This window comes from Actinoplanes sp. NPDC000266 (assembly GCF_042899005.1).
Lineage (GTDB): Bacteria > Actinomycetota > Actinomycetes > Mycobacteriales > Micromonosporaceae > Actinoplanes.
Genome location: NZ_JBIAZI010000007.1, coordinates 1 through 23785 on the forward strand (window position 1 = coordinate 1; position 23785 = coordinate 23785).

Genomic DNA, 23785 nt, shown 5'->3' on the forward strand with positions numbered 1-23785 from the left:
ACCGGTTTGCCCCTGGGCGGGGCCGTGGCCGGGGTGGGGGGGGGCGGGGCGGGGGGGGGCGCGGCGGGGGGGGGGGGGGCGGGCCCCCCGCCCCCCCGTGGGGGGGGGGGGGGCGCCCCCCCGCCCCCCCCGCCTCTCGACTGAGGGTCAGGACTTGGCGACCTTCTCGGCTTCCTTGACCGCCTCGGCCCAGGCCGCTTCCGGCTTCAGGCCACCCTGCTGCACCCGGGTGATGACGTTCTCGACCGCGACGCGGGTCGGGCCGTTCTTCTTGCCCAGGTACTGCGGCTGGAGGTTCTCCGCGGTGGCCGCGAAGATCTGGCCGGTGGGGGCGTTGCTCATGAACTCCTTCTTGTAGTCCAGCACCGCCGGGTCCTTGTAGAGCGCCGGCTGCGAGGGCAGGTTGCCGACGGTCTTGAAGACCTCGATCTGCTGCTCCGGCTGGACCATCCACTTCACGAAGTCGACCGCCGCGTCGACGTTCTTGCCCTGCGACGGAACGGTCCACCAGGAACCGCCCCAGTTGCCGCCGCCGCCGGGGATCGAGGCGATGTCCCACTTGCCCTTCTGCTCGGGCGCGGTGTCCTGGATGTGGCCGAGCATCCAGGCCGGGCAGGCCAGCACGGCGAACTGGTCCTTCTTGAAGCCCTGGTCCCAGTTGGGCTGGAAGCTGGCCAGGTCGGCCGAGATGTCGGCCTGGATGGCCTTCATGCTCAGGTCGAACGCGACCTTGGGGCCGCCGTCCATCTTCAGCTGTTCCTGCTCGTCGTAGAAGCCGACCGGCTGCTGGGCGAGCACGGGGTTGAACATGTTGGTGCCGGAGTCGACGAACTTCTTGCCCGTCTTGGCCTTGTACTGCTTGCCGACCTCGATGAACTGGTCCCAGTTGGACCAGAGCTTCGAGACGGCCTCACGGTCGGTGGGCAGGCCGGCCTTCTTGAACAGGTCGGTGCGGTAGCACATGGCCAGACCGCCGACGTCGGTGCCGAGGCCGATCTGCTTGCCATCGGCCGACAATGACTGCTTCCACTTCCAGGGCAGGTACTTCGACTCGAACTCGGCGCCGCCCTTGTCGAGGTAGTTGACGAACTTGTCCGCCTGGCTGCGGAACTGGACGACGAAGCCCTCGTCGATCGCCGAGATGTCCGGTGCGCCGGAGCCGGCCACCAGCTTCTTCTGAAGGTCCTCGTGCTGGGCGTTGTACTCGCCCGAGTTCAGCACGATCTTGACGTTCGGGTGGTCCTTCTCGTACGCCGCCTTCAGTTTGTCGAGGCCCATGTCGCCCCAGAAGGCGACCTTGAGCGTGATCTGGTCGCCGCTCGCCTTGTCCTCGTTGCCACCCTCGAGCGCCTGCCCGCTGCATCCGGCGACCACGAGAGTGGCCGCGATGCCCGCGGCGGCGGCACGCAGAGTCCGTTTGCCCAGCCGTTCCATTGCGCCTCCATGACGGAGAGAAGAATTCACTGAACCGGATAAGTTGTGGAGACGCTAAAGCCGGGGTCGATGAGTGTCAATAGCTTGTTACGGGGTTGATCTGTCAACGTTGTCAGTGGAGAGTAAGCGGGACAAATGGGAAATATTGGTTGATCACTGTTTACAAAGGGAGCTGTGTGCGGTGACACTTAACCGATCAAGTCGGCGGGTCGATGCCTCGAATGGCTTCGTGAGAGCGCTCTACCGATCCGTGCCAAGGCGAGGGACGCCGGTAAGCTCAGCGGGAACAGAGGAGACCGAGTGAAGCGGCCGACGATCGCCGACATCGCGCGGCGTGCCGGAGTTTCGAAAGGCGCCGTGTCGTACGCCCTCAACGGGCAGCCGGGAGTTTCCGAGGCGACCCGGCAGCGGATCGTCGCGATCGCCCAGGAGATCGGTTTCAACCCGAACAGCGCCGCCCGCGCGCTGTCCGGCGCCAGCGCCCGCGCCGTGGGCCTGACCCTGTGCCGGCCCGCCCGCATGCTCGGCATCGAGCCGTTCTTCATGGGCCTGATCAGTGGCTTCGAGGCTGAGCTGGCGGCGCGCTCCTACGCGCTGACGTTGCAGGTCGTCGCCACCCCCGAGCTCGAGGTCGAGGTCTACCGCCGCTGGTGGGGCGAGCGCCGCATCGACGGCGTGATCGTCACCGACCTCCGTGAGAACGACGTCCGCATCCCGGTGCTCCAGCAGCTTCAGCTGCCGGCCGTGGTGATCGGCGGTCCCGGCGACACGGGCCGCATCGCGCAGGTCTGGTCCGACGACGCCGGCGCGGTCACCGAGACGGTCCGCTATCTGGTCGCCCTCGGCCATCGCCGGATCGCCCGGGTCAGCGGCCTGCCCGACCTGCTGCACACGCAGACCCGCACCAAGGCCTTCAGCGCGGTGTGCGCGTCGCTCGGGCTGAACGAGGCGGTCACCGTGCCGTCCGACTACACCGGCGAGGAGGGCGGCCGGGCCACCCGGCGGCTGCTCATCGGCAACGACCGCCCCACCGCGATCATCTACGACAACGACGTGATGGCGGTGGCCGGACTGGCCGTGGCGCAGGAGATGGGCCTGGCCGTTCCGGGCGATCTGTCCATCGTGGCCTGGGACGACTCGCCCCTGTGCAGCCTGGTCCACCCGCCGCTGACGGCGCTGAGCCGCGACATCGCCGAGTACGGCGCGCACGCCGCCCGTGAGCTCCTGGCCGCCATCGACGGCAAGCAGGTGGGCAACGTCGAGGCCGGCACGGCCCACCTGACCCCCCGGGGAAGCACAGCCCCACCCCGCTGAGCCGTTCCCATCGGGCAACATTTCTCGTTGCTCGATCCATGGGCGCAGAGAAGCAGCTGAGTCACCGTCACGTCGTGGAGGTGCTGGCCGGGCTGATGCTCGGCATGTTCCTGGCCGCGCTCGATCAGACCATCGTCACCGCGGCCATCCGGACCATCGGCGACGATCTGCACGGGCTGAGCATGCAGGCCTGGGTCACCACGGCCTACCTGATCACGGCGACGATCTCGACTCCGCTGTACGGCAAGTTGTCCGACATCTACGGCCGCAAGCGCTTCTTCCTGGCCGCCATCACGATCTTCGTGATCGGATCGGCCGCCTGCGCTTTCGCGGATTCGATGTACCAGCTGGCCGGCTTCCGGGCCCTGCAGGGACTGGGCGCGGGCGGTCTCTTCTCGCTCGCGCTGGCCATCGTGGGCGACCTCGTGCCGCCCCGTGAACAGGCCCGCTACCAGGGTTACTTCCTGGCCGTCTTCGGCTCGGCGAGCGTGCTCGGCCCGGTGATCGGCGGCTTCTTCGCGGGCGCCGACGAGATCCTCGGCATCGCCGGCTGGCGCTGGGTCTTCCTGGTCAACGTGCCGATCGGCGCCCTGGCGCTGGTCGTGGTGGCCCGGGTGCTGCGGATCAGGCACGAGCGGCGCGACCACCGCATCGACTGGTGGGGCGCGCTGACGATCTGCCTCTGCCTCGGCCCGCTGCTCACCGTGGCCGAGCAGGGCCGCGAGTGGGGCTGGACCTCGGCCCGGTCCGTCGCCTGCTACGCGGTGGGCGGGGCCGGGCTGCTGCTCTTCCTGCTGGCCGAGAGGCTCATGCGGGAGGAGGCGCTGATCCCGCTGCGGTTCTTCCGCAACCGGACGTTCGCGCTCACCGCGGGCGGCGGATTCGTGGTGGGGATGGGGATGTTCGGCGGGCTTGCGATGCTTCCGCTCTATCTGCAGATCGTGCGAGGAGCGACACCGACCGAGTCCGGGCTGCAACTGCTGCCGATGACCGCGGGCATCATGCTGGGGTCGCTGATCTCGGGGCAGGTGATCAGCCGGACCGGGCGGTACCGGATCTTCCCGGTGCTCGGCGCGGCCCTCATGATCGGCGGGTTGCTGCTGTTGCACCTGGTCGGCGCGGAAACCCCGTACTGGCAAACGGGTCTTTTCATGGGGGTCTTCGGCCTGGGCCTGGGAGGGGTGCTGCAGCCGGTCACGCTGGCCGTGCAGAACGCCATGGCGCGCTCGGAGATCGGGGTGGCCACGGCGTCGTCGACGTTCTTCCGGCAGATGGGCGCCACGGCCGGCACGGCGGTCTTCCTGTCGGTGCTGTTCGCGACGGTCGGCGACAAGATCGGCGAGGCTTTCCGGGACGCGGCGGACGATCCGGCGTTCCAGAGCGCGATCAAGACGCCCGGGCCGGGGGATCGGCCGATCCTGGAGGCGGTGGGTGGCCGGCCGGCGCTCGACGACACGTCGTTCCTGGAGCACGTGACGCCGGTGCTGGCGCAGCCGTTCAAGGCGGGCTTCTCGGACGCGATGGGCACCCTGTTCCTGATCGCGGCGGCGGTCATGGTGGTGGCGTTCGCCCTGTTCCTTTTCCTGCCCGGCCTGCCCCTGCGCACCCGAGCCGACGACGCCTCAGTCGCCGAGCCCTTCGCCGAGCCGAAGTCCGCCGTCTGGGCCAAGCCGCCGGCCGGGGCCGATGGCCGGGCCGCGGGCGAGCCGGCCAACGCGATGCGCATCGAGAGGAAATCCACGTTGGACATGACAAAGGAAGCCGTTGTTCTGGGACGGATCGACGGGCCCGGCGGGATGCCGCTGCCCGGCGCCACCCTGACCATCACCGACTTTCAGGGGCGGGAGCTGGCCCGGGCGGTCACCGGCCTCGACGGCACCTATCGGATGACCCTCGACGCCGGCGGCTCGCTGCTCCTGATCTGCGCGGCCGAGAACCACCAGCCCGCCGCCGCCACCATCAACGTGGGCGCCGGCGAGATCCGCCGCGTGCTGTCGCTGGCCGGCGCCGGCCAGATCACCGGCCGGATCCTCGACCGGGCCGGCCGGCCCGTCGCCGAGGCCGCGCTGACCCTCACCGGCCCGCTGGGCGAGGTCGTCGCCACCGCGACCGCCGGCGCCGACGGCCGCTACGCGATGACCGGTCTGGACGGCCGCGAGTACACGCTCACCGCCACCGCGCCGCACGCCACTCCGGTCTCCCGGACGGTCTCCCCGGGCCGCCCGGCCGACCTGACCCTGACCGTCGGTGGCGTGCTGACCGGCAACGTCCGCGCCGCCGGTTCCGGCCACCCGATCCCGCAGGCCTCGGTGCTGGCCGTCGACCGTACGGGCGCGGTGGCCGGCGCCGCCACGACCGGCCCGGACGGCCGCTACGAGCTGCACGACCTGCCGCCCGGCGTCTACACGGTCGCGGCCAGCGGCCACGCCCCGGTCGCCAGCCGCGTCGAGCTGGCCGGCGACCACACCGACCACGACATCACCCTAGGAGCGGTTGGTGCCCATTGAGCGGCCCTCGATCCAATAGGCCAGGGTGTACGTGTTCTCCTTGGTCGCGCCTTCACGGGAGCGGGCCACCGACCGTACGGACTTCAGTGATCCCGACTCGCCGGCCGCCCACACCTGATGGCCCGGCTTCAACAGCGGTTGTACGGCTGTGGCCAGCGACCCCGAGCCCTCACGGGCCGCGTGGTGCACGGTCAGCCGGGGGTGTTCCGCGAGCGGGAAACCGGGGGCGTCCTCCAGCAGGACCTCGACCTCCGTGGTGGGCGGCAGGGTGCGGAGGATGCCGTTGATCGCCGGCACCGACGACGGGTCGCCGATCAGCAGCACGCCCGGCGTCCCTGTGGCGAGCCGGAACGGGGCCGAGCCGAGCGAGACCACGGCGACCTTCGTGCCCGCCTCGGCCGAGACGGCCCAGGCCGAGGCCGGCCCGGCCGGCTCGTGGAGCAGGAAGTCGACGTCGATCGTGCCGGCCTTCTCGTCGGCGTCGGCGATCGTGTAGGCGCGCTGGTACTCCCGCTTGCCGCCGTCCGGGTCGGGGATCCAGAACCGTACCCAGGCCGCCGGTTCGGGGCGGACCTTCTCCAGCAGCGTCGGCGCCTCGAAACTGAGCCGCACGTAATGCGGGGTCAGCTCGCGCTTACCGGTCAGCGTGAGCACGTGATCGCGGGCGCCGAGCACCTTGAGGACGGCGCCTTCCCATCCGCGCGCCATAGGGACGCCACCACCTTCCGTCGAGCCTCCGCCCGCCTTCCGGTCGAAGGGAGGTAAGGCTAACCTAAGTGGCGATGCGGCGAAAAGGCCCCGCACCCAGCGGGTGCGGGGCCTCGAGGCCGACTGCGAAGAGCTCTACTCGGGGACGCGGCGGTAAGCGCCGTCGCTGGCGCTGGTGGCCATCGAGGCGTACGCCCGCAGCGCGGCCGACACCGGGCGCACGCGGTCGACCGGGGAGTACGGCTTGGGGCGCCGCTCCTCCTCGTGCCGGCGCTGGGCCAGCTCGTCGTCGTGGACGTTCAGCGTGATGCTGCGGCCCGGGATGTCGATGGTGATCTCGTCGCCGGTCTGGACCAGCGCGATCAGGCCGCCGGCCGCCGCCTCGGGGGAGACGTGGCCGATGGACAGGCCGCTGGTGCCGCCGGAGAAGCGGCCGTCGGTGATCAGCGCGCACGCCTTGCCGAGGCCGCGGCCCTTGAGGAAGCTCGTCGGGTAGAGCATCTCCTGCATGCCCGGCCCGCCCTTGGGCCCCTCGTAGCGGATGACCACCACGTCGCCCTCGACCACCTGCTTGCCGAGGATGCCCTCGACCGCGGCGTCCTGCGACTCGAAGACGCGGGCCGGGCCGGTGAACTTCCAGATCGACTCGTCGACGCCGGCCGTCTTGACCACGCAGCCGTCGGGCGCCAGGTTGCCGAACAGGATGGCCAGTCCGCCGTCGACCGTGTAGGCGTGCTCGACCGAGCGGATGCAGCCCTTCTCGCCGTCGGTGTCGAGCGTGGCCCAGCGGTTCTCGGTGCTGAAGGGCTGGGTCGTACGGACACCGCCCGGAGCGGCGTGGAAGAGCTCCAGCGCCTCGGCGGACGGCGAGCCGCCGCGAATATCCCATTTGTCCAGCCAGGACGACAGATCGGGCGAATGGACCGAGCGGACGTCCTGGCGAAGGGAGCCGCCGCGGTTCAGTTCGCCGAGCAGGGCCGGGATGCCGCCGGCCCGGTGCACGTCCTCCATGTGGTACTTCGGGCTGTTCGGGGCGACCTTCGACAGGCACGGCACCCGGCGCGAGATCGCGTCGATGTCGGCCACGCTGAAGTCGAGGCCGGCCTCGCGGGCCGCGGCCAGCAGGTGCAGCACCGTGTTGGTCGAGCCGCCCATGGCCACGTCGAGGGCCACCGCGTTCTCGAAGGCCGACCGCGAGGCGATGCTCCGGGGCAGGACCGACTCGTCGTTCTTCTCGTAGTAGTCACGAGCGATCTCGACGATCAGCGAACCCGCCTTCTCGAAGAGAGCCTTGCGGGAGGCGTGCGTGGCCAGCGTCGAGCCGTTGCCCGGCAGGGCCAGGCCGATCGCCTCGGTCAGGCAGTTCATCGAGTTGGCGGTGAACATGCCGGAGCAGGAGCCGCAGGTCGGGCAGGCCGAGCGCTCGATGGTGTCGAGCTGGGCGTCGGTCACCTTCTCGTTGGCGCTCGCGCTCATGGCGTCGACCAGGTCGAGCTTCTCGTGCACGATGCCCTCGATGGCGACCGTCTTGCCGGCCTCCATGGGGCCGCCCGACACGAAGACGGTCGGGATGTTGAGCCGCAGGGCGGCGATCAGCATGCCCGGGGTGATCTTGTCGCAGTTCGAGATGCAGACCAGGGCGTCGGCGCAGTGGGCGTTCACCATGTATTCGACCGCGTCGGCGATCAGCTCGCGGCTGGGCAGCGAGTAGAGCATGCCGCCGTGGCCCATCGCGATGCCGTCGTCGACCGCGATCGTGTTGAACTCGCGGCCGACACCGCCGGCCTGGGCGATCGACTCGGCGACGAGGCCGCCGAGGTCCTTGAGGTGCACGTGACCCGGTACGAACTGCGTATAGCTGTTGGCAATCGCCACGATGGGCTTGCCGAAGTCGTCGTCGGTCATCCCGGTGGCGCGCCAGAGGGCACGCGCGCCGGCCATGGTCCGACCGTGGGTCGAGGTCCGGGAACGCAGGTCAGGCATCCCCTCATAGTGCCACTGGCCGGGACGTAAACGACCCGTGACGTCCACTGCTCGGGATTATGGATGCCCCTGAGGGCTCCCTAAATCGACGGAGATCAGGCAGAGTGTCTCCGTGCAATCACCGTCCGGCGTGGAGCTGGCGGGGCTCTTCGGCCTTCTGGTCGCGGTCCCGGCCGTCGCATTGCTGGGCAATTCCGGCCGCCGGCACACGGGAGCGGCCCGCCGGGCCCATCTGATCCTGGCCGCCGGCGGCGCCATCGTGACCGCCGCCGCGCTGGCCGGCGTGATCAGTGTGCTGATCACCACTGCGTCGCCGCCCCGGCTGGGTCTCGGCACCGCCGTGGCCGTCGGCACCGCCCTCGGCATCCTCCTGCTGCTGGTCGGCACGGCCGTCCTGCCCGGCGCCGCCGAGAGCCCCGGCGTGGCCGTCCGGCGCCTGCTCGACGGGCTGGTGGTGGCCGCCGCCATCTGGTTCGTGGGCTGGGTGCTGCTCAGCGAGCCGACCCGCGTCCTGGGCGACGCGACGCCGATGGCCTGCCCGTCGGTGCTGGTGCCGGCCGCGTTCGCGGTGATCTCGCTGGGCCTGACCATCGTGCTGGCGATGCACGCCCACCGCCCGCGCCTGGTCACCGTGCGGGTGGCCACCGGCGTGACCGCCGTCGCGTTCGCCGCGGTCGCGATCGCCTCGGGCATCTGCCAGGACCAGGACGGCGTGCTGCTGGGCGGCGCGCTCCTGCTCCCGGCCGGGCTCTTCGTGATCGCCCGGGCCGTCGAGGTGGCCGACCGGCCGGTCCAGGTGGTCGGCGACGTCGCCGAGCGCAGCAACACGGCGTACGCCTTCGTGCCGATGGGCGCCATGGTCGTCGCGCTCGGCTTCCATCTGGCCCAGGGCGGGGAGTTCACGCTGTACGGCTATCTGGGCGCCGCCGTCGAAGGGCTTGCCCTGGTCACCCGCCAATGGCTGGCCTTGCGAGATGTGCGCCGGTACACCCTCGAGCTGCGGCGGCGGGAGGCGCATTTCCGCGAGCTGGCGCACACCGATCCGCTGACCGGGCTGGCCAACCGCCGTGGGCTGCGCAAGGCGCTGCTCGACGACGAGGAGCCGCAGGTGCTCGTCGGCATCGACCTCGACGGCTTCAAGACGGTGAACGACATGCGCGGGCACGACGTCGGCGACGCGGTGCTGGTCGAGGTGGGCGAGCGGCTGCGCCGCAACCTGCTCGACGGCGACGTGGCGGCCCGCCTCGGCGGCGACGAGTTCGCGGTGCTCATGCGGGGCACGGCCGACGAGGCCATGCTGACCGCGCATCGGCTGCTGGCGGTGCTGTGTGAGCCGTACGAGGTGGATGGTGGCTCGGTCTTCCTGTCAGCCAGCCTGGGCGTGGCCGACACAGGCGAGCTGATCCGCGACGCCGACCTGGCCCTGCGCTACGCGAAACAGCGCGGCAAGAACAGGGTCGAGCGCTACCAGGCCCGCTACGACGAGCTGCTGCGCCGCCGCGGCACGCTGGAGAGCGAGCTGCGCCACGCCATCGACCGTGACCAGCTGCGCCTGGTCTTCCAGCCGGTGGTGGCCCTGCCGTCGATGCGCCCGGTCGGGGCCGAGGCGCTGCTGCGCTGGCACCATCCCACCCTCGGCGCCGTACGGCCGGACGAGTTCATCCCGGTCGCCGAGGAGTCCGGGCTGATCAACCGGATCGGCGCCTGGGTGCTGGAGCAGGCCGTCATCCAGCTCGCCGACTGGCTGTCGAAGGGCCACGACGTCTGGGTCTCGGTCAACCTCTCGCCCAAGGAGCTGCACGCGGTCGACTACGCCGGTCAGGTCGCCGACGTGCTGGCCGAGCACGGCGTGCCGTCCCAGCGGCTGGTGCTCGAGGTGACCGAGCACGCGGTCGCCACCGACATGGAGGAGCTGATCAGCCGCCTGGCCGAATTGCGGGCCACCGGCGTGCGGATCGCCCTCGACGACTTCGGCGCCGGCTATTCGTCGCTGGGCCAGCTCCGGACGCTGCCGGTCGACATCCTGAAGATCGACCATGCCCTGGTGGCCGAGCCCGAGTCGCGCACCGGCACGGCGGCGCCGCTGGTCGACGTCGTGGTCCGCATCGGGCACCGGCTCGGGCTCGAGGTGCTGGCCGAGGGCATCGGCACGCCGTCGCAGCGGGCCGTGGTCGAGGAGGCGGGCTGCCGGCTCGGCCAGGGCTCGCTGTTCGGCTGGGGCGTGCCCGCCGAGCATCTCGAGGCCCAGTTGCAGACGCTGCGCACGGGCACCCGCGCGCTGCCCGCGCCGCCCAAGCCGGCGCCGCCCAAGGACCAGCCCGCGCGCAGTCAGGTGGTGGCCCTCGGACCCGGAATGCGGCAGCTCAGGGCCGTGTTGCCGACCGATCCGGCGTTCGGGGCCCGAACGGGTGAGCCGTCCGAGTGATCAAAATGTGGGATCAGTTGACTCACCGCGTGAGATGGGGGAAGGTGTTTCCCATGTGCTTCGCGTCCCGAGTACTTATGTGAGCGCACTCCCGTCGGCTGATCGGCCGACCCGAGTGCGCTAGGTCCCGTGCTTCCCGCACGAGGGCCTTTTTTGTTGCTCAAGTACCGGACCGACTGACCCGTAAAGGTTTGTGAGTAGCCATGACGAGACCCACACCTGAGACTCTCGCCCACCGAGCCAACCCGGCCACTGTCGCGGCGGCCGCCTCCGCCTCGGCCGTAGCCTCCCCGGTCCCCACCTCGGGCGCCGGGTCGCTCGTGCGGTCGCTGGAAGCGCTCGGTGTCGAGGTCGCGTTCGGCATTCCCGGGGGCGCGATCCTCCCGGCGTACGACCCGCTCTACGACTCCAAGGTCCGGCACATCCTGGTGCGTCACGAGCAGGGCGCCGGGCACGCCGCCACCGGGTACGCCCAGGCCACCGGCAAGGTCGGCGTCTGCATCGCGACCAGCGGCCCGGGCGCGACCAACCTGGTGACCCCGATCGCCGACGCCTACATGGACTCGGTGCCGATCGTCGCCATCACCGGCCAGGTCGCCCGCCCGGCGATCGGCACGGACGCCTTCCAGGAGGCGGACATCCAGGGCATCACGCTGCCCATCACCAAGCACAACTTCCTGGTGCAGACCCCGGAGGAACTGCCGCGGATCCTGGCCGAGGCGTTCCACCTGGCCGCCACCGGCCGTCCCGGCCCGGTGCTGGTCGACATCCCCAAGGACGTGCTGCAGGCGCAGACCACCTTCACCTGGCCGCCGGCGCTCGACCTGCCCGGATACCGCCCCACGCTGCACCCGCACGGCAAGCAGATCCGCGAGGCGGCCCGGCTGATCGCCGCGGCCAAGCGCCCGGTGCTCTACGTGGGTGGCGGCGTGCTCAAGGCCGGCGCCACCGACGGGCTGCGCAAGCTGGCCGAGATGACCGGCATCCCGGTCATCACCACGCTGATGGCGCTCGGCGCGTTCCCCGACTCGCACCCGCAGCACCTGGGCATGCCGGGCATGCACGGAACCGTCCCGGCGGTGTACGCGCTGCAGAAGTCCGACCTGCTGATCACGCTGGGCGCCCGCTTCGACGACCGGGTCACCGGCAAGCTCGACTCGTTCGCCCCGGACGCCAAGGTCGTGCACGCCGACATCGACCCGGCCGAGATCGGCAAGAACCGGCACGCCGACGTCCCGATCGTGGGCGACGCCCGGCACGTGATCGACGAGCTGATCGCCGCGGTCAGCGCGAGCAACGAGAAGAACAGCTACGAGGCGTGGTGGGCCACGCTGAACGACCTGCGCGAGCGCTACCCGCTGGGCTACGACGAGCCGGACGACGGCTCCCTCGCCCCGCAGTACGTGATCGAGCGGATCGGCCAGCTCGTCGGCCCGGACGCGATCTACGTGGCCGGCGTGGGCCAGCACCAGATGTGGGCCTCGCAGTTCATCAAGTACGAGAAGCCGGCCACCTGGCTCAACTCGGGCGGCGCGGGCACGATGGGCTACGCCGTCCCGGCCGCCATGGGCGCCAAGGTCGGCAAGCCGGACACCCCGGTCTGGGCGATCGACGGCGACGGCTGCTTCCAGATGACCAACCAGGAGCTCGCGACCTGCGCCCTGGAGGGCATCCCGGTCAAGATCGCCGTCATCAACAACGGCAACCTGGGCATGGTCCGGCAGTGGCAGACGCTGTTCTACGAGGGCCGCTACTCGAACACCGAGCTGGGCACGCACAAGCACCGCATCCCCGACTTCGTGAAGCTGGCCGAGGCGCTCGGCTGCATCGGGCTGCGCTGCGAGTCGAAGGACGACGTCGACAAGATCATCAAGCAGGCCATGGAGATCAACGACGCCCCCGTGGTCATCGACTTCACGGTCGGCAAGGACGCCATGGTCTGGCCGATGGTCCCGGCCGGCACGAGCAACGACGAGATTCTGTTCGCCCGGGACGTGCGTCCCTCCTTCGACGAGGATGACCTCTGATGAATCGGCACACCCTCAGCGTGCTGGTCGAGAACAAGCCGAGCGTGCTCGCCCGCGTCAGCGGCCTGTTCTCCCGGCGCGGCTTCAACATCGACTCCCTGGCGGTCGGCGAGACGGAGAACCCGGACGTCAGCCGCATCACGATCGTGGTCAACGCCGACTCCTCACCCCTGGAGCAGGTGACCAAGCAGCTCAACAAGCTGGTGAACGTCCTCAAGATCGTGGAGCTGGACCCGCAGCAGTCGGTCCAGCGCGAGCTCCTGCTGGTCAAGGTGCGCGCCGATCGCGCGCAGCGCAGCCAGGTGCTCGAGACGGTCGAGTTGTTCCGGGCCCGGGTGATCGACGTCGCTCCGGACACCCTCACCATCGAGGCCACAGGCAACCCCGACAAGCTTGACGCGTTGCTGCGCGACCTCGAGCCGTACGGCATCAAGGAAATGGTCCAGTCCGGGCTCGTGGCCATCGGTCGCGGTTCTCGCTCGATCACCACCGGTCCCGCTCTCCGGGCCGCCTGAAAAGAAGGAATGCAATGACCGCCGAAGTTTTCTACGACGACGACGCCGACCTGTCGATCATCCAGGGCAAGAAGGTCGCCGTGATCGGGTACGGCAGCCAGGGCCACGCCCACTCGCTGTCGCTGCGTGACTCGGGCGTCGAGGTGGTGGTCGGCCTCAAGGAGGGCTCCAAGAGCCGGGCCAAGGCCGAGGAGCAGGGCCTCGAGGTCAAGACGCCGGCCGAGGCGTCGGCCTGGGCCGACGTGATCATGCTGCTCGCACCGGACACCGCGCAGCGCAAGATCTACACCGAGTCGATCGCCCCCCACCTGTCCGCGGGCAAGGCGCTCTTCTTCGGGCACGGCCTCAACATCCGGTTCGAGCTCATCAAGCCGCCGGCCGACGTGACCGTGGCCATGGTCGCCCCCAAGGGCCCGGGTCACCTGGTCCGCCGCCAGTACGTGGACGGCAAGGGCGTGCCGTGCCTGGTCGCCGTCGAGCAGGACCCGACCGGCGAGGGCCTCGCGCTCGCGCTCTCCTACGCGAAGGCGATCGGTGGCGCCCGGGCCGGCGTCATCAAGACCACCTTCAAGGAGGAGACCGAGACCGACCTGTTCGGCGAGCAGGCCGTGCTCTGCGGCGGCACCGCGGCGCTCGTGCAGACCGGTTTCGAGGTGCTCACCGAGGCCGGCTACGCGCCGGAGATCGCGTACTTCGAGTGCCTGCACGAGCTCAAGCTGATCGTCGACCTCATGTACGAGGGCGGCATCTCCCGCATGCGCTACAGCGTGTCGGACACCGCCGAGTTCGGTGACTACGTCAGCGGCCCGCGGGTCATCAACGCCGAGACCAAGGCCGAGATGAAGCGGATCCTGGCCGACATCCAGTCCGGCGAGTTCACCCGCCAGCTGATCGAGGACGACGACAACGGCCGCCCGCTGCTCACCAAGTACCGCGAGCAGGGCGCCAACCACCCGATCGAGGTCACCGGCCGCAAGCTGCGCGACATGATGAGCTGGGTCGACCGGCCCATCACCGAGACCGCCTGATCGACGTACGAAAGAGCCCGGCCCCTTTCCCTGGGGGCCGGGCTCTTTTTATGACGGAAACAGATCTGTCACGTGGCATTCGTAACCTCGCGCCATGAGACTGGCTGATTCTTTCCGGAGTGAGCGTTTCGGGGCGGTCCGGATCCATGAGCTCCAGAGGGTCATCGAGCTGGATTCCGGCAGCTCGGAGGCGCTGCGCGCGGTCGAATCGGAAATGGTTGTCGTCGTTCCGTGCATGAATGAGACACGCTCGGTCATCGAGGGTGTTCTTTCCGGAATTCCGCACGACTGCCTCATCGTGCTGGTCTCGAACAGCGACCGGCAGCCGGTCGACCGCTACGAGATCGAGGCGCAGACCGTCGAGCAGTTCTGCCGGCTCGCCGGCCGCTCGGCGATCACCGTGCACCAGCGTGACCCCGGCGTGGCCGCGGCCATGAAGGCGGCCGGCATGCCCGAGCTGATCGACGACGACGGCCTCGTGCGGGCCGGCAAGGGCGAGGCGATGCTGCTCGGCATGGCGCTCGCCGCGATGACCGGGCGGAAGCACATCGGCTATGTGGACGCCGACAACTACGTGCCCGGGTCCGTGCACGAATACTGCAGGGCCTACGCGGCCGGTCTGGCTCAGGCCGATTCGCCGTACGCCATGGTCCGGATCTCCTGGCACTCCAAGCCCAAGCTTCGTGACGGCCGGCTCTTCTTCAGCCGCAAGGGCCGCAGCTCGCAGATCACCAACGAGTGGCTCAACCGCTTCCTGGCCGAATATTCGGGATTCGGCACCGAGGTGATCGCCACCGGCAACGCCGGCGAGCACGCGATGACCCTCGAACTGGGCCTGAAGCTGCGGATCGCCGGTGGCTTCGCCGTCGAGCCGTACGAGTTCATGGACCTTTTCGAGCAGTTCGGCGGCGTCCTGGAGAGCACCGACGCCGATGTGATGGCCAGTTCGGTGCCGGTCCTGCAGATCGAGACCCGCAATCCGCACTTCCACGACAACAAGGGCGAGGAGCATGTGCGGGGCATGCGGATGCAGGCTCTCAACGTGCTCTACCACTCGCCGGTGACGCTCCCGTCGGTCCGTCAGGCGATCCTCGATTTCATGGTCGAGCAGGGCGCCCTCACGACCGGCCAGGAGCCGCCCCGGGAGCGGGTCTACCCGCCGGTGGGCACGCTCGACCTGGACCTTCTCTACGACGCGCTGGACGCCGAGGCGCTCAGCTTCCGCCAGCCGGACGGCCTGGCCCTCACCGGGCGGCCCTCGTCGCCACCGATCGACCGCGCGTCGATACCACGGAGGGTGGCCTAGCGCTTACCATCGCGGACATCAATGTCCGCAATGGATGGAGCGCCGCATGGCAGCCGTCGTCCTGATCGCCGAGGAGCTGGCGCCGTCCGCCGTCAGCGTTCTCGCCCACGACTACGACGTGCGGGCGGTCGACGGCGCCGACCGTGACGCCCTGCTGGCCGCGGTCGGCGAGGCCGACGCCCTGATCGTCCGGAGCGCCACCACGGTCGACGCCGCGGTGCTGGCGGCCGGCCGGCGGCTGCGCGTGGTCGCGCGGGCCGGCGTCGGGCTCGACAACGTCGACGTGGCCGCCGCCACCGCCCGTGGCGTGCTGGTGGTCAACGCGCCCACCAGCAACATCGTCTCGGCCGCCGAGCAGGCCATCGCGCTGCTGCTCACGGTCGCCCGGCATACGGTCACCGCCTCGACGGCGCTCAAGGCGGGCCGCTGGGAGCGGTCGCGGTTCACCGGCGTCGAAGTGCAGGGCAAGACCGTCGGGGTGGTCGGGCTGGGGCGCATCGGCGTCCTCTTCGCCCAGCGCATGGCCGCCTTCGGGACCCGGCTGATCGCGTACGACCCGTACATCCAACCGGCCCGGGCCGCGCAGCTCGGCGTTCGCCTCGTGGGGTTGGACGAGCTGCTGCGGGAGAGCGACTTCATCTCGGTGCATCTGCCGCGCACCCCCGAGACCCTGAACCTGATCGGCGAGAAAGAGCTGGCAAAGGTCAAATTTGGCGTACGGATCGTGAACGCGGCCCGCGGAGGTCTGATCGACGAGGCGGCCCTCGCGGCGGCGTTGCGCGACGGGCGGGTGGCCGGCGCCGGCCTCGACGTCTTCGTCACCGAGCCGCTCACCTCGTCGCCGTTGTTCGGCTTCGAGAACGTCGTGGTCACCCCGCACCTGGGCGCCTCGACCGCCGAGGCCCAGGACAAGGCCGGGCTCTCGGTGGCCCGCAGCGTCAAGCTGGCCCTGGACGGCGAGTTCGTGCCGGACGCGGTGAACGTGCAGGCCGGTGGGGTGGTCGACGAGGACGTACGGCCGCTGCTGTCCCTCGCCGAGAAACTCGGCAAGGTCTTCACCGCGGTGGCGGGTGGGGTGGCGGCGAGCGTTTCCGTGGAGGTACGGGGTGAGATCGTCTCCCATGACGTGGCGGTGCTCCGCCTCGCCGCCACCAAGGGGCTGTTCACGGCGGTCGTGGACGAGCGGGTGACATACGTGAACGCTCCCCAGCTCGCCGCCGACCGCGGCGTCGAGGTCGAGCTGGTCGTCAGCGAGGAGCCGTGCGAGCACCAGAACCTGGTGACCGTGCGCGGCGCCCTGCCGGACGGCCGGCGGGTCAGCGTGGCCGGCACGCTGACCGTGACCGGGGTCCGGGAGATCGCCAAGCTGACCGGGGTCGACGACTTCGACCTCGACCTGACCGCCGACGGCGTGCTGCTGTTCTTCCGCTACAGCGACCGGCCGGGCGTGGTCGGCGCGATCGGCACGATCCTGGGCGAGGCCGACGTGAACATCGCGGCCATGCAGGTGGCCCGCCGCACGGCCGGCGGCGAGGCCCTGATGACGCTGACCGTGGACTCGTCGGTCGACGCCGAGCTGCTCTCCACGGTGGCCGCGGCCATCGGATCGGCCCGCGGCCACGTGGTCGACCTGCGGATCAACGGGTCCTGAGCGGAGGCGGATAGACCGTGCCGTCCTGCAGGTCGAGCAGGTCGAGGTTGAGCTCGGCGGCCAGCCGCTCGATCGTCTCGAGCACGACGTCCGGGCAGTTCTCGTCCAGCCTCATCTGGATGTGGTCGGCGGCAGCATGCAGCGGCGCGTGCGCCCAGGGGGAGCCGGGCGCCGACGCGCGCGGGCCCCGGTCGGGATAGTCACTGGTCAGGGCGTCATAGAAGGCGACGACACGCGGGTCGGCCGGGCGTTGCGGGTGCTCGCCGCGCGCACAGCGCGCGTTGGCGGCCCGCACGGCGTCCGGCAGGTCCGTCTGGTCCATCGCCCACACCACGAGGTCGAAACTCACCCGGCGCATGCTGCCATCCGCCGCTTGCGAACTACGTTCCCGACACGCGGGGGATGCGTCTTGCGCGTCATTAGTCCGCATCGCTAGCGTTGTCCCTGCCGTGCGATACGACGGTGGGCCCGTCTTCGGGTGACGTGCCCACTGCCGTGCGTGCGGTTAGGTGTATTTCGGCGGGACCGAGCCACGCGTACTCGTCGCAACAGCCCCTTGATCGTTTGCCGCGATCAAGGGGCTGTTGGTGTTTGCGAGGGCTTTAACGTCCATTAAGTGGGACCGCTGTACCGAAGATCGGGAACGGCGCGTTAGCCTCTCGGGGGAACCAACGACTTGAGGAGCATGACGTGAGCGTGGCGCGGATCGCGGTAGTGGCCGGCGACGGCATCGGTACCGAGGTGACCGCGCAGGCTCGCAAGGTCATCGAGACCGTGCTTCCCGGCACCCAGTTCGAGGACTACGACCTCGGCGCCCGCTTCTACAACCGTACGGGCGAGGTCCTTCCGCAGTCCGTCGAGGACGAGCTGGCCGGCCACGACGCCATCCTGCTCGGCGCCATCGGCGACCCCAGCGTCCCGCCGGGCGTCCTCGAGCGCGGCCTGCTGCTCAAGCTCCGCTTCGACTTCGACCAGTACGTGAACCTGCGCCCGTCGAAGCTCTGGCCCGGCACCACCAGCCCGCTCGCGGGCGTGAAGCCCGGCGAGATCGACATGGTCGTGGTCCGCGAGGGCACCGAGGGTCTCTACGTCGGCGCCGGCGGCGTGCTCCACCAGGACACCCCGGCCGAGATCGCCACCGAGGAGAGCCTGAACACCCGGCACGGCGTCGAGCGGGTCGTCCGCGACGCCTTCGCGCGTGCCCAGCGCCGCGACCGCCGCCACCTCACGCTCGTCCACAAGACGAACGTGCTGACCAAGGCGGGCAGCCTGTGGGCGCGCACCTTCAACGCCGTCGCGGCCGAGTTCCCCGAGGTCACGACCGAATATCAGCACATCGACGCGGCCAGCATGTTCATGGTCAGCAACCCGCAGCGGTTCGATGTGGTCGTGACCGACAACCTCTTCGGTGACATCCTCACCGACATCGCCGCTGCCGTTACCGGCGGCATCGGCATGGCGGCCAGCGGCTCCGTCAACCCGGAGCGCACCTATCCGTCGACCTTCGAGCCGGTGCACGGCTCGGCGCCGGACATCGCCGGTCAGGGCATCGCCGACCCGGCGGCCGCCATCCTCTCCGCCTCGCTGCTCCTCGAGCACCTGGGCCACCACGACGAGGCCCGGCGAGTATCCGAGGCGGTCGCGGCCGAGGTCGCGTCCCGCACCGCGGGCGCGCCGCTGCGTACCGCCGAAGTCGGCGACCGCGTCGCCGCCGCGCTCTGAGCTTTCCTCAGGGCAGGCAGGCGACCTCTCACCCGCGGTCTCTCTTTTAACGACCGTTCGGGGTAGATTCTTGAAGCACTACGGGTGCTTCCGCATGCCTAAATCTTTGTAGAGAAAGCAGGTCCACCTGTCATGAGTGGTGGTGACAACCTCGATTTCGAGATCCGTCCGAACCCGGCACCCGTGGGCGACGCCGAGCGCGCCGCGCTCCTCGCCAACCCCGGCTTCGGCCGCATCTTCACCGACCACATGGTCACGGTCCGTTACGCGGACGGCAAGGGCTGGTACGAGCCGCGCGTCGAGGCCCGGGCCCCGATCCCGATGGATCCGGCGTCGGCCGTGCTGCACTACGCCCAGGAGATCTTCGAGGGTCTGAAGGCGTACACGCTGCCCGACGGCGGGGTCGCGATGTTCCGCCCGGACGCCAACGCGGCCCGGTTCGCCGAGTCGGCCAAGCGCATGGCGATGCCGCAGCTGCCGGTCGAGACGTTCCTCGAGTCGCTGCACGAGATCATCAAGATCGACCGTTCGTGGATCCCGCAGAGCGACGAGGGAAGCCTCTACCTGCGGCCCTTCGCCTATGCGAGCGAGGTCTTCCTGGGCGTGCGCCCCGCGATGGAATACCTCTACCTGGTCATCGCGTCGCCCGCCGGCCCGTACTTCGCGGGCGGCGTCAAGCCGGTGTCGCTCTGGGTGACCCCCGACTACACCCGCGCCGCCCCCGGCGGCACGGGCGCGGCCAAGTGCGGCGGCAACTACGCGGCCGGCCTGTCGGCGCAGGCCGAGGCCATCGAGCACGGCTGCGACCAGGTGGTCTACCTCGACGCGATCGAGCGTAAGTACATCGACGAGCTGGGCGGCATGAACGTCTTCTTCGTCCTGGACGACGGCACCCTGGTCACGCCGCCGCTGACCGGCACGATCCTGCCCGGCATCACCCGCGACTCGGTCATCAAGCTGGCCGAGCGGGCCGGCCACAAGGTCGTCGAGCGCCCGGTCAGCCTCGAGGAGTGGCGCTCCGGGGCCGCCTCCGGCCAGATCCGCGAGGCGTTCGCCTGCGGCACCGCCGCCGTGATCACCCCGATCGGAGTGGTCAAGAGCGCCGACGCCGAGTTCACCATCGGCGACGGCGGCACGGGCGAGGTCACCACCTCCCTGCGCAAGCAGCTGGTCGACATCCAGCGCGGCCGCGCCGAGGACCCCTTCGGCTGGGTCCACCGGGTCCTCTGACCCTTCCCTCCGCCCAGGCCCGACTTCTTCCGGCCTGGGCGGTCGGATCTCGGACGTGCCGGATACGGTCGCCTGTGCAGGCGTCATGCTCTGGCCATGGCCGACAGGCGTCTCGCCCTGGTGGTCGCGGTCGACCGATACGACCACCCGGAGCTGCAGCACCTCGCCGCCCCGTCGGCTGACGCGGCGGCGCTGGCCGATGTGCTGGGTGACCCGGCGCTGGGCAGCTTCGAGGTGGATGTCCTGCACAACGCCACGTCGTGGACGACGGCGCGACGCGTGGAGCGGATCCTGGCCGACCGGCACCCGACCGACCTGGTGCTGTTGCATTTCTCGTGCCACGGGCTGAAAGACGATGCGGGCGAGCTGTACCTGGCCGCCACCGACACCGAGCCCGAACTGCTCGGCTCCACCGCGGTCGACGCCGCCTGGATCAGCCGGATCATGCAGCGTAGCCGTGCCCAGCGGGTCGTCCTGCTGCTCGACTGCTGCTACGGCGGCGCGTTCGAAAGGGGCGTGGTCGCCCGGGCCGGCGGCGCGGTCGACGTCGGCGACCAGTTCCGCCAGAAGGAGCTGGGCGGCGGCCGGGGGCGCGTGGTGATCACGGCTTCCACCGCGATGGAGTACGCGTTCGAGGGCGCCGAGCTGAGCGCCGGCCGCGTCCAGCCGTCGGTCTTCACCGGCGCCCTGGTCGAGGGCATCCGCACCGGCGACGCCGACCGGGATCAGGACGGGCAGGTCGCGCTCGGAGAGCTGTACGACTACGTCTTCGACCGGGTCCGCGAGCGCTCACCGAAGCAGACCCCGAGCAAATGGGAGTTCGGCCTCCGCGGCGATCTCTACATGGCCCGGAACCCCCATCGGCGGGCCCGTCCGGTCGCGCTCGCGCCGGAACTGCTCGACCTCGTCCGGCATCCGATCCCCGCGGTGAGGCTGGCCGCGATCCGCGAGCTGACCCCGATCGCCACCGACAACGACCCGGCAAGGGCGGCAGCGGCCCGCGCGGCCTTGGAACAGCTCGCCGACGACGACAGCCGAGCGGTCAGCTCGGAAGCGGCAGCCGCTCTCGCCCTCACCACCGAAGCCTCCGAGCCCCTGACCCTGTCGCCGTCACCCGTGAAGCCCGCCGCCGCGTCGCCCGCCCCCGCGTCGCCTTCGGCCGCGGAGCCCTCAGCTGCTGAGCCTTCGCCGGCGGAGTGGACTCCTGTCGTCGGAGTGCCCCGGCGGACGCGTGTCCTGATCGCGGCGCTCGGCGCTGTTCTGATCATCGCCGCCACGATTACGGTCGTGTGGGCCGGCAACCGAAGCCCGGCCGGCAAGGCCCTTCCCTCCGTGAGTTCTTCCCCGTCGGGGCCGAGCCCGTCGGCGCCGCGCCGCCACGCCACGTTCTCGACGAGTGGTCCCCGCGATCTCGCGGCGCTGCGGAAGATGGCGCCGCGCTCCGTCGCCGCCAAGTGCTGGCCGGCGAACTACCTCGAGGAAGGCACGACCATCACCGCTCACTGTGGCGGCGGGGACTACTCCCTCTGGAAGTCGAAGACCGCGATGCTGCCACCGGGCGTGTTCGACGACTTGAAGGCCGGCAACTGCTCGAAACCGCCGGACGAGATCGGGACGAAAGGTCCGATCACCGCGCTCGGCCTGACCGGCCTGATCCGCTGCTTCCGCGTGGACTTCGACGGCCGGACCACGTACGCCATCACCTGGAGCCTCGAGGACAGGCTGATGAGCGCGACCTTCGAGTCGAAGGACGGCGACGTCAGCAAATACCCCGCCTTCTACCGCGAGGTCGTATCCGCCTTCAACGACCTGCCCTGACGGAAGCGGCGCCACCACCGCCGTCGCGGTGGAATCACCTCGGCGCCGGGGAGGGCCGAGCGGGCCTCCCGCCGGGTCACCTCGACGCTCAGCACCCATGCCAACCCGTCCATGATCGTCTCCTGTCGATGCCGTTAACGGTCACGTGACCGTTAACGGCATCCTGCGCCTGAGGTTCGGGCGGCGTCAAGCGGGTTCGGTCTACGATTTGCTGATCGTGGAAAACAAGCGCGCGACACTTCGGGACGTGGCTCGGCTGGCCGGCGTCTCGCACCAGACCGTGTCGCGGGCGATCAACGACAAGGGCGAGATCGATCCCGAGACGCGCCGGCGTGTGCTCGAGGCGGCCCGGGAGCTGAACTACCGGCCGTCGCGGTTCGCGCGGGGGCTCGTCAAGCCGGACACGACCACGGTCGGGCTGATCGTCTACGACGTCGTGAACCCGTTCTTTCCCGAGCTGATCGCCGGTGTCATCGAAGCGGCCGAGCGGCGCGGCTGGCAGGTCGTCGTCAGCAGCAGCCAGGACGATCCGAAGCGGGAAGCGGACCTGCTGCGGTCACTGTCGGGGCAGGCCGACGCCCTGATCGCCTATCTGTTCCAGCCCGACGACGTGATCACCGCGGCCGTCGCCGGGGTGCCGCTCGTCGTGATGAGCCGCCGCAACGACGGGCAGGGCTTCGGCGCCGTCGACATCGACGTCGAGGCGGGGGTCCGGGCCGCCGTGCGGCATCTGGTCGAGCGCGGACACCAGCGCATCGGAATGATCGACTGCCCGTCGGCGGCCGACCCGGGACGGCGGGCCGCCTTCCTCGCCGAGGCGACCGAGCAGGGCGTCGACAAGCCTGAAAAAAAGATCGTCGGGGTCGAGCAGTCGCTGGCCGGCGGCGGTTCGGGCTTCGAGCGGCTGCACGCCGCGGACGACGGCCTCACCGCCGTCGTGGCCTTCAACGACCTGGTGGCACTGGGCGCCTACCGCGCCGCCCGCCGCCTCGGCCTGGACATCCCCGGCGACATCGCCGTGGTCGGCTTCGACGGCCTCGGCATCGGCGAGCTCCTCGACCCGCCGTTGACGACCATCGGCCTCGACAAGCGCCGGATGGGCGAGCTCGCCGTGGCCGAGGCCGAGCGCCTCCTGGCCGGCGAGCCGCCCACCCTCTCCGTGGTGGAGCCCCGATTGCTGATCAGAGGATCGGCTTAGGAGAGCATGTGCGCCCGGAGGGCGCCGATCTCCTCGGTGGTGAGGCCGATGTCGCGGACGAAACCCTCGACCGAGCCGTGCAGGCGGCGCAGGTCGTCGAGGAACAACTGCATCGCTTCGGGCGGCGAGTCGAACATGTGCTCGTTGCCCTGGACGGCCGACGGGCTGGTCTCCAGCAGGTACGCGGTCAGCGGCGCCATCGCGCTCGTCGTCAGCGCGTAATCGGCCGTGACGTCCTCGTCGGACACGCCCAGCAGCGACAACGTCAGGGCGCAGACCGTGCCCGTACGGTCCTTGCCCGCCATGCAGTGCACGATCGCCGGTGACTTGCCCGGGTCGGCAATCAACCGCAACGACTCGAGCAGGCCGTCACGGCCGTCCTCGGCGAAGTTCAGGTAGCGGTCGGCCAGCCACCGCTCATGGACCACGTCGTCCGGGTGGTCGACCTCTTCCCAGTCGATGTGGTTGAGCACCACGTTGTGGTAATCCAGCCCATGGGAGGCGGAGATCCGGCCGAACTTCTCGATCTCGTGCGGACGGCGGAGGTCGATGACCGTACGCACGCCGAGGGCCTCGAAGGCCGAGGCGTCCGCCTCGCCCAGCCGATGGAGGGCGTCCGACCGGAACAGGCGCCGCCAGCGCACCGTCCGGCCGTCGAGGCCCTGATAGCCGCCGACGTCCCTGAAGTTGTAGGTAGCGGAGAAACCAAGATTCCGGGGGTACTGTTCCACAGCCACAGCCACAGACCCAACCTAGCCCTCGCTGTCGATCCCTCCCACGGGGGACATCGTCCCAGCTGGTGGATTTCTTGTCCCAGCAAGGGCCGCCCATGGCAAACTTCGCTACGTGACCCACCTCGTGCTGATTATTGGCACCTAGCGCGCCGGCTGACCTCTCGCCGACGCGCCGACCTCCCGCA

General features: G+C 70.1%; 17 protein-coding genes. 12 read left to right on the forward strand and 5 right to left on the reverse strand.

The features are described from left to right. Positions 1-147: 147 nt before the first annotated feature. Positions 148-1434, reverse strand: coding sequence for an ABC transporter substrate-binding protein (locus tag ACFY36_RS27430; protein ID WP_499748801.1), 1287 nt, complete (start codon positions 1432-1434; stop codon positions 148-150). Between the two features lie 300 nt (positions 1435-1734). Between ACFY36_RS27430 and ACFY36_RS27435 the strand changes: the two genes are divergently transcribed. Then, positions 1735-2748 (forward strand): LacI family DNA-binding transcriptional regulator, encoded by a 1014-nt coding sequence (locus ACFY36_RS27435; protein ID WP_498655141.1) that lies wholly within the window; start codon positions 1735-1737, stop codon positions 2746-2748. A gap of 38 nt (positions 2749-2786) precedes the next feature. After that, positions 2787-5255 carry an MFS transporter gene (locus ACFY36_RS27440; protein WP_499748802.1) on the forward strand — a complete coding sequence of 823 codons (2469 nt, stop codon included), beginning with the start codon at positions 2787-2789 and terminating at the stop codon, positions 5253-5255. On the opposite strand, the gene ACFY36_RS27445 is transcribed toward ACFY36_RS27440, so the two are convergent. Next, positions 5232-5963, reverse strand: coding sequence for a siderophore-interacting protein (locus ACFY36_RS27445; protein ID WP_499748803.1), 732 nt, complete (start codon positions 5961-5963; stop codon positions 5232-5234). The genes ACFY36_RS27440 and ACFY36_RS27445 overlap by 24 nt on opposite strands. Positions 5964-6098: 135 nt before the next feature. Then, positions 6099-7946, reverse strand: a complete 1848-nt coding sequence (gene ilvD / locus ACFY36_RS27450) for a dihydroxy-acid dehydratase (RefSeq protein WP_499748804.1) — start codon at positions 7944-7946, stop codon at positions 6099-6101. A gap of 112 nt (positions 7947-8058) precedes the next feature. Here ilvD and ACFY36_RS27455 point away from each other — a divergent pair, with 112 nt between their 5' ends. From ACFY36_RS27455 to serA, 6 genes are all read left to right on the forward strand, one after another. Further along, complete coding sequence (locus ACFY36_RS27455) at positions 8059-10371, forward strand: putative bifunctional diguanylate cyclase/phosphodiesterase (protein ID WP_499748805.1); 2313 nt, start codon at positions 8059-8061, stop codon at positions 10369-10371. A gap of 203 nt (positions 10372-10574) precedes the next feature. After that, complete coding sequence (locus tag ACFY36_RS27460) at positions 10575-12398, forward strand: acetolactate synthase large subunit (RefSeq protein ID WP_499748806.1); 1824 nt, start codon at positions 10575-10577, stop codon at positions 12396-12398. Further along, complete coding sequence (gene ilvN, locus ACFY36_RS27465) at positions 12398-12913, forward strand: acetolactate synthase small subunit (RefSeq protein WP_097318253.1); 516 nt, start codon at positions 12398-12400, stop codon at positions 12911-12913. Before ACFY36_RS27460 ends, ilvN begins: the two co-directional genes overlap by 1 nt. A 14-nt stretch (positions 12914-12927) precedes the next feature. Beyond that, positions 12928-13941, forward strand: a complete 1014-nt coding sequence (gene ilvC, locus ACFY36_RS27470) for a ketol-acid reductoisomerase (protein ID WP_499748807.1) — start codon at positions 12928-12930, stop codon at positions 13939-13941. A 94-nt stretch (positions 13942-14035) separates the two neighbouring features. Continuing rightward, positions 14036-15247 (forward strand): mannosyl-3-phosphoglycerate synthase, encoded by a 1212-nt coding sequence (gene mpgS, locus ACFY36_RS27475; RefSeq protein ID WP_499748808.1) that lies wholly within the window; start codon positions 14036-14038, stop codon positions 15245-15247. 46 nt (positions 15248-15293) lie between these two features. Continuing rightward, positions 15294-16898 (forward strand): phosphoglycerate dehydrogenase, encoded by a 1605-nt coding sequence (serA, locus tag ACFY36_RS27480; RefSeq protein WP_499748809.1) that lies wholly within the window; start codon positions 15294-15296, stop codon positions 16896-16898. Here serA and ACFY36_RS27485 read toward each other — a convergent pair. Then, entirely contained in the window at positions 16885-17256 is a 372-nt protein-coding gene (locus tag ACFY36_RS27485) for a hypothetical protein (RefSeq protein WP_379036850.1), read from the reverse strand. The genes serA and ACFY36_RS27485 overlap by 14 nt on opposite strands. Before the next feature lie 332 nt (positions 17257-17588). Here ACFY36_RS27485 and ACFY36_RS27490 point away from each other — a divergent pair, with 332 nt between their 5' ends. The 4 genes from ACFY36_RS27490 (at position 17589) to ACFY36_RS27505 (ending at position 22866) form a co-directional block, all read left to right on the forward strand. Beyond that, positions 17589-18620, forward strand: coding sequence for a 3-isopropylmalate dehydrogenase (locus ACFY36_RS27490; protein WP_499748810.1), 1032 nt, complete (start codon positions 17589-17591; stop codon positions 18618-18620). 132 nt (positions 18621-18752) lie between these two features. Beyond that, positions 18753-19850, forward strand: coding sequence for a branched-chain amino acid aminotransferase (locus ACFY36_RS27495; protein ID WP_499748811.1), 1098 nt, complete (start codon positions 18753-18755; stop codon positions 19848-19850). A 96-nt stretch (positions 19851-19946) separates the two neighbouring features. Further along, a complete protein-coding gene (locus tag ACFY36_RS27500) occupies positions 19947-21668 on the forward strand; it encodes a caspase family protein (protein WP_499748812.1) in 1722 nt (573 codons plus the stop codon). A gap of 247 nt (positions 21669-21915) precedes the next feature. Next, positions 21916-22866: a LacI family DNA-binding transcriptional regulator gene (locus tag ACFY36_RS27505; RefSeq protein WP_499748813.1), complete on the forward strand. Its 951-nt coding sequence runs from the start codon at positions 21916-21918 to the stop codon at positions 22864-22866. On the opposite strand, the gene ACFY36_RS27510 is transcribed toward ACFY36_RS27505, so the two are convergent. Continuing rightward, entirely contained in the window at positions 22863-23597 is a 735-nt protein-coding gene (locus ACFY36_RS27510; RefSeq protein ID WP_499748814.1) for a tyrosine-protein phosphatase, read from the reverse strand. The two genes, ACFY36_RS27505 and ACFY36_RS27510, sit on opposite strands and share 4 nt — an antisense overlap. Positions 23598-23785: the final 188 nt, after the last annotated feature.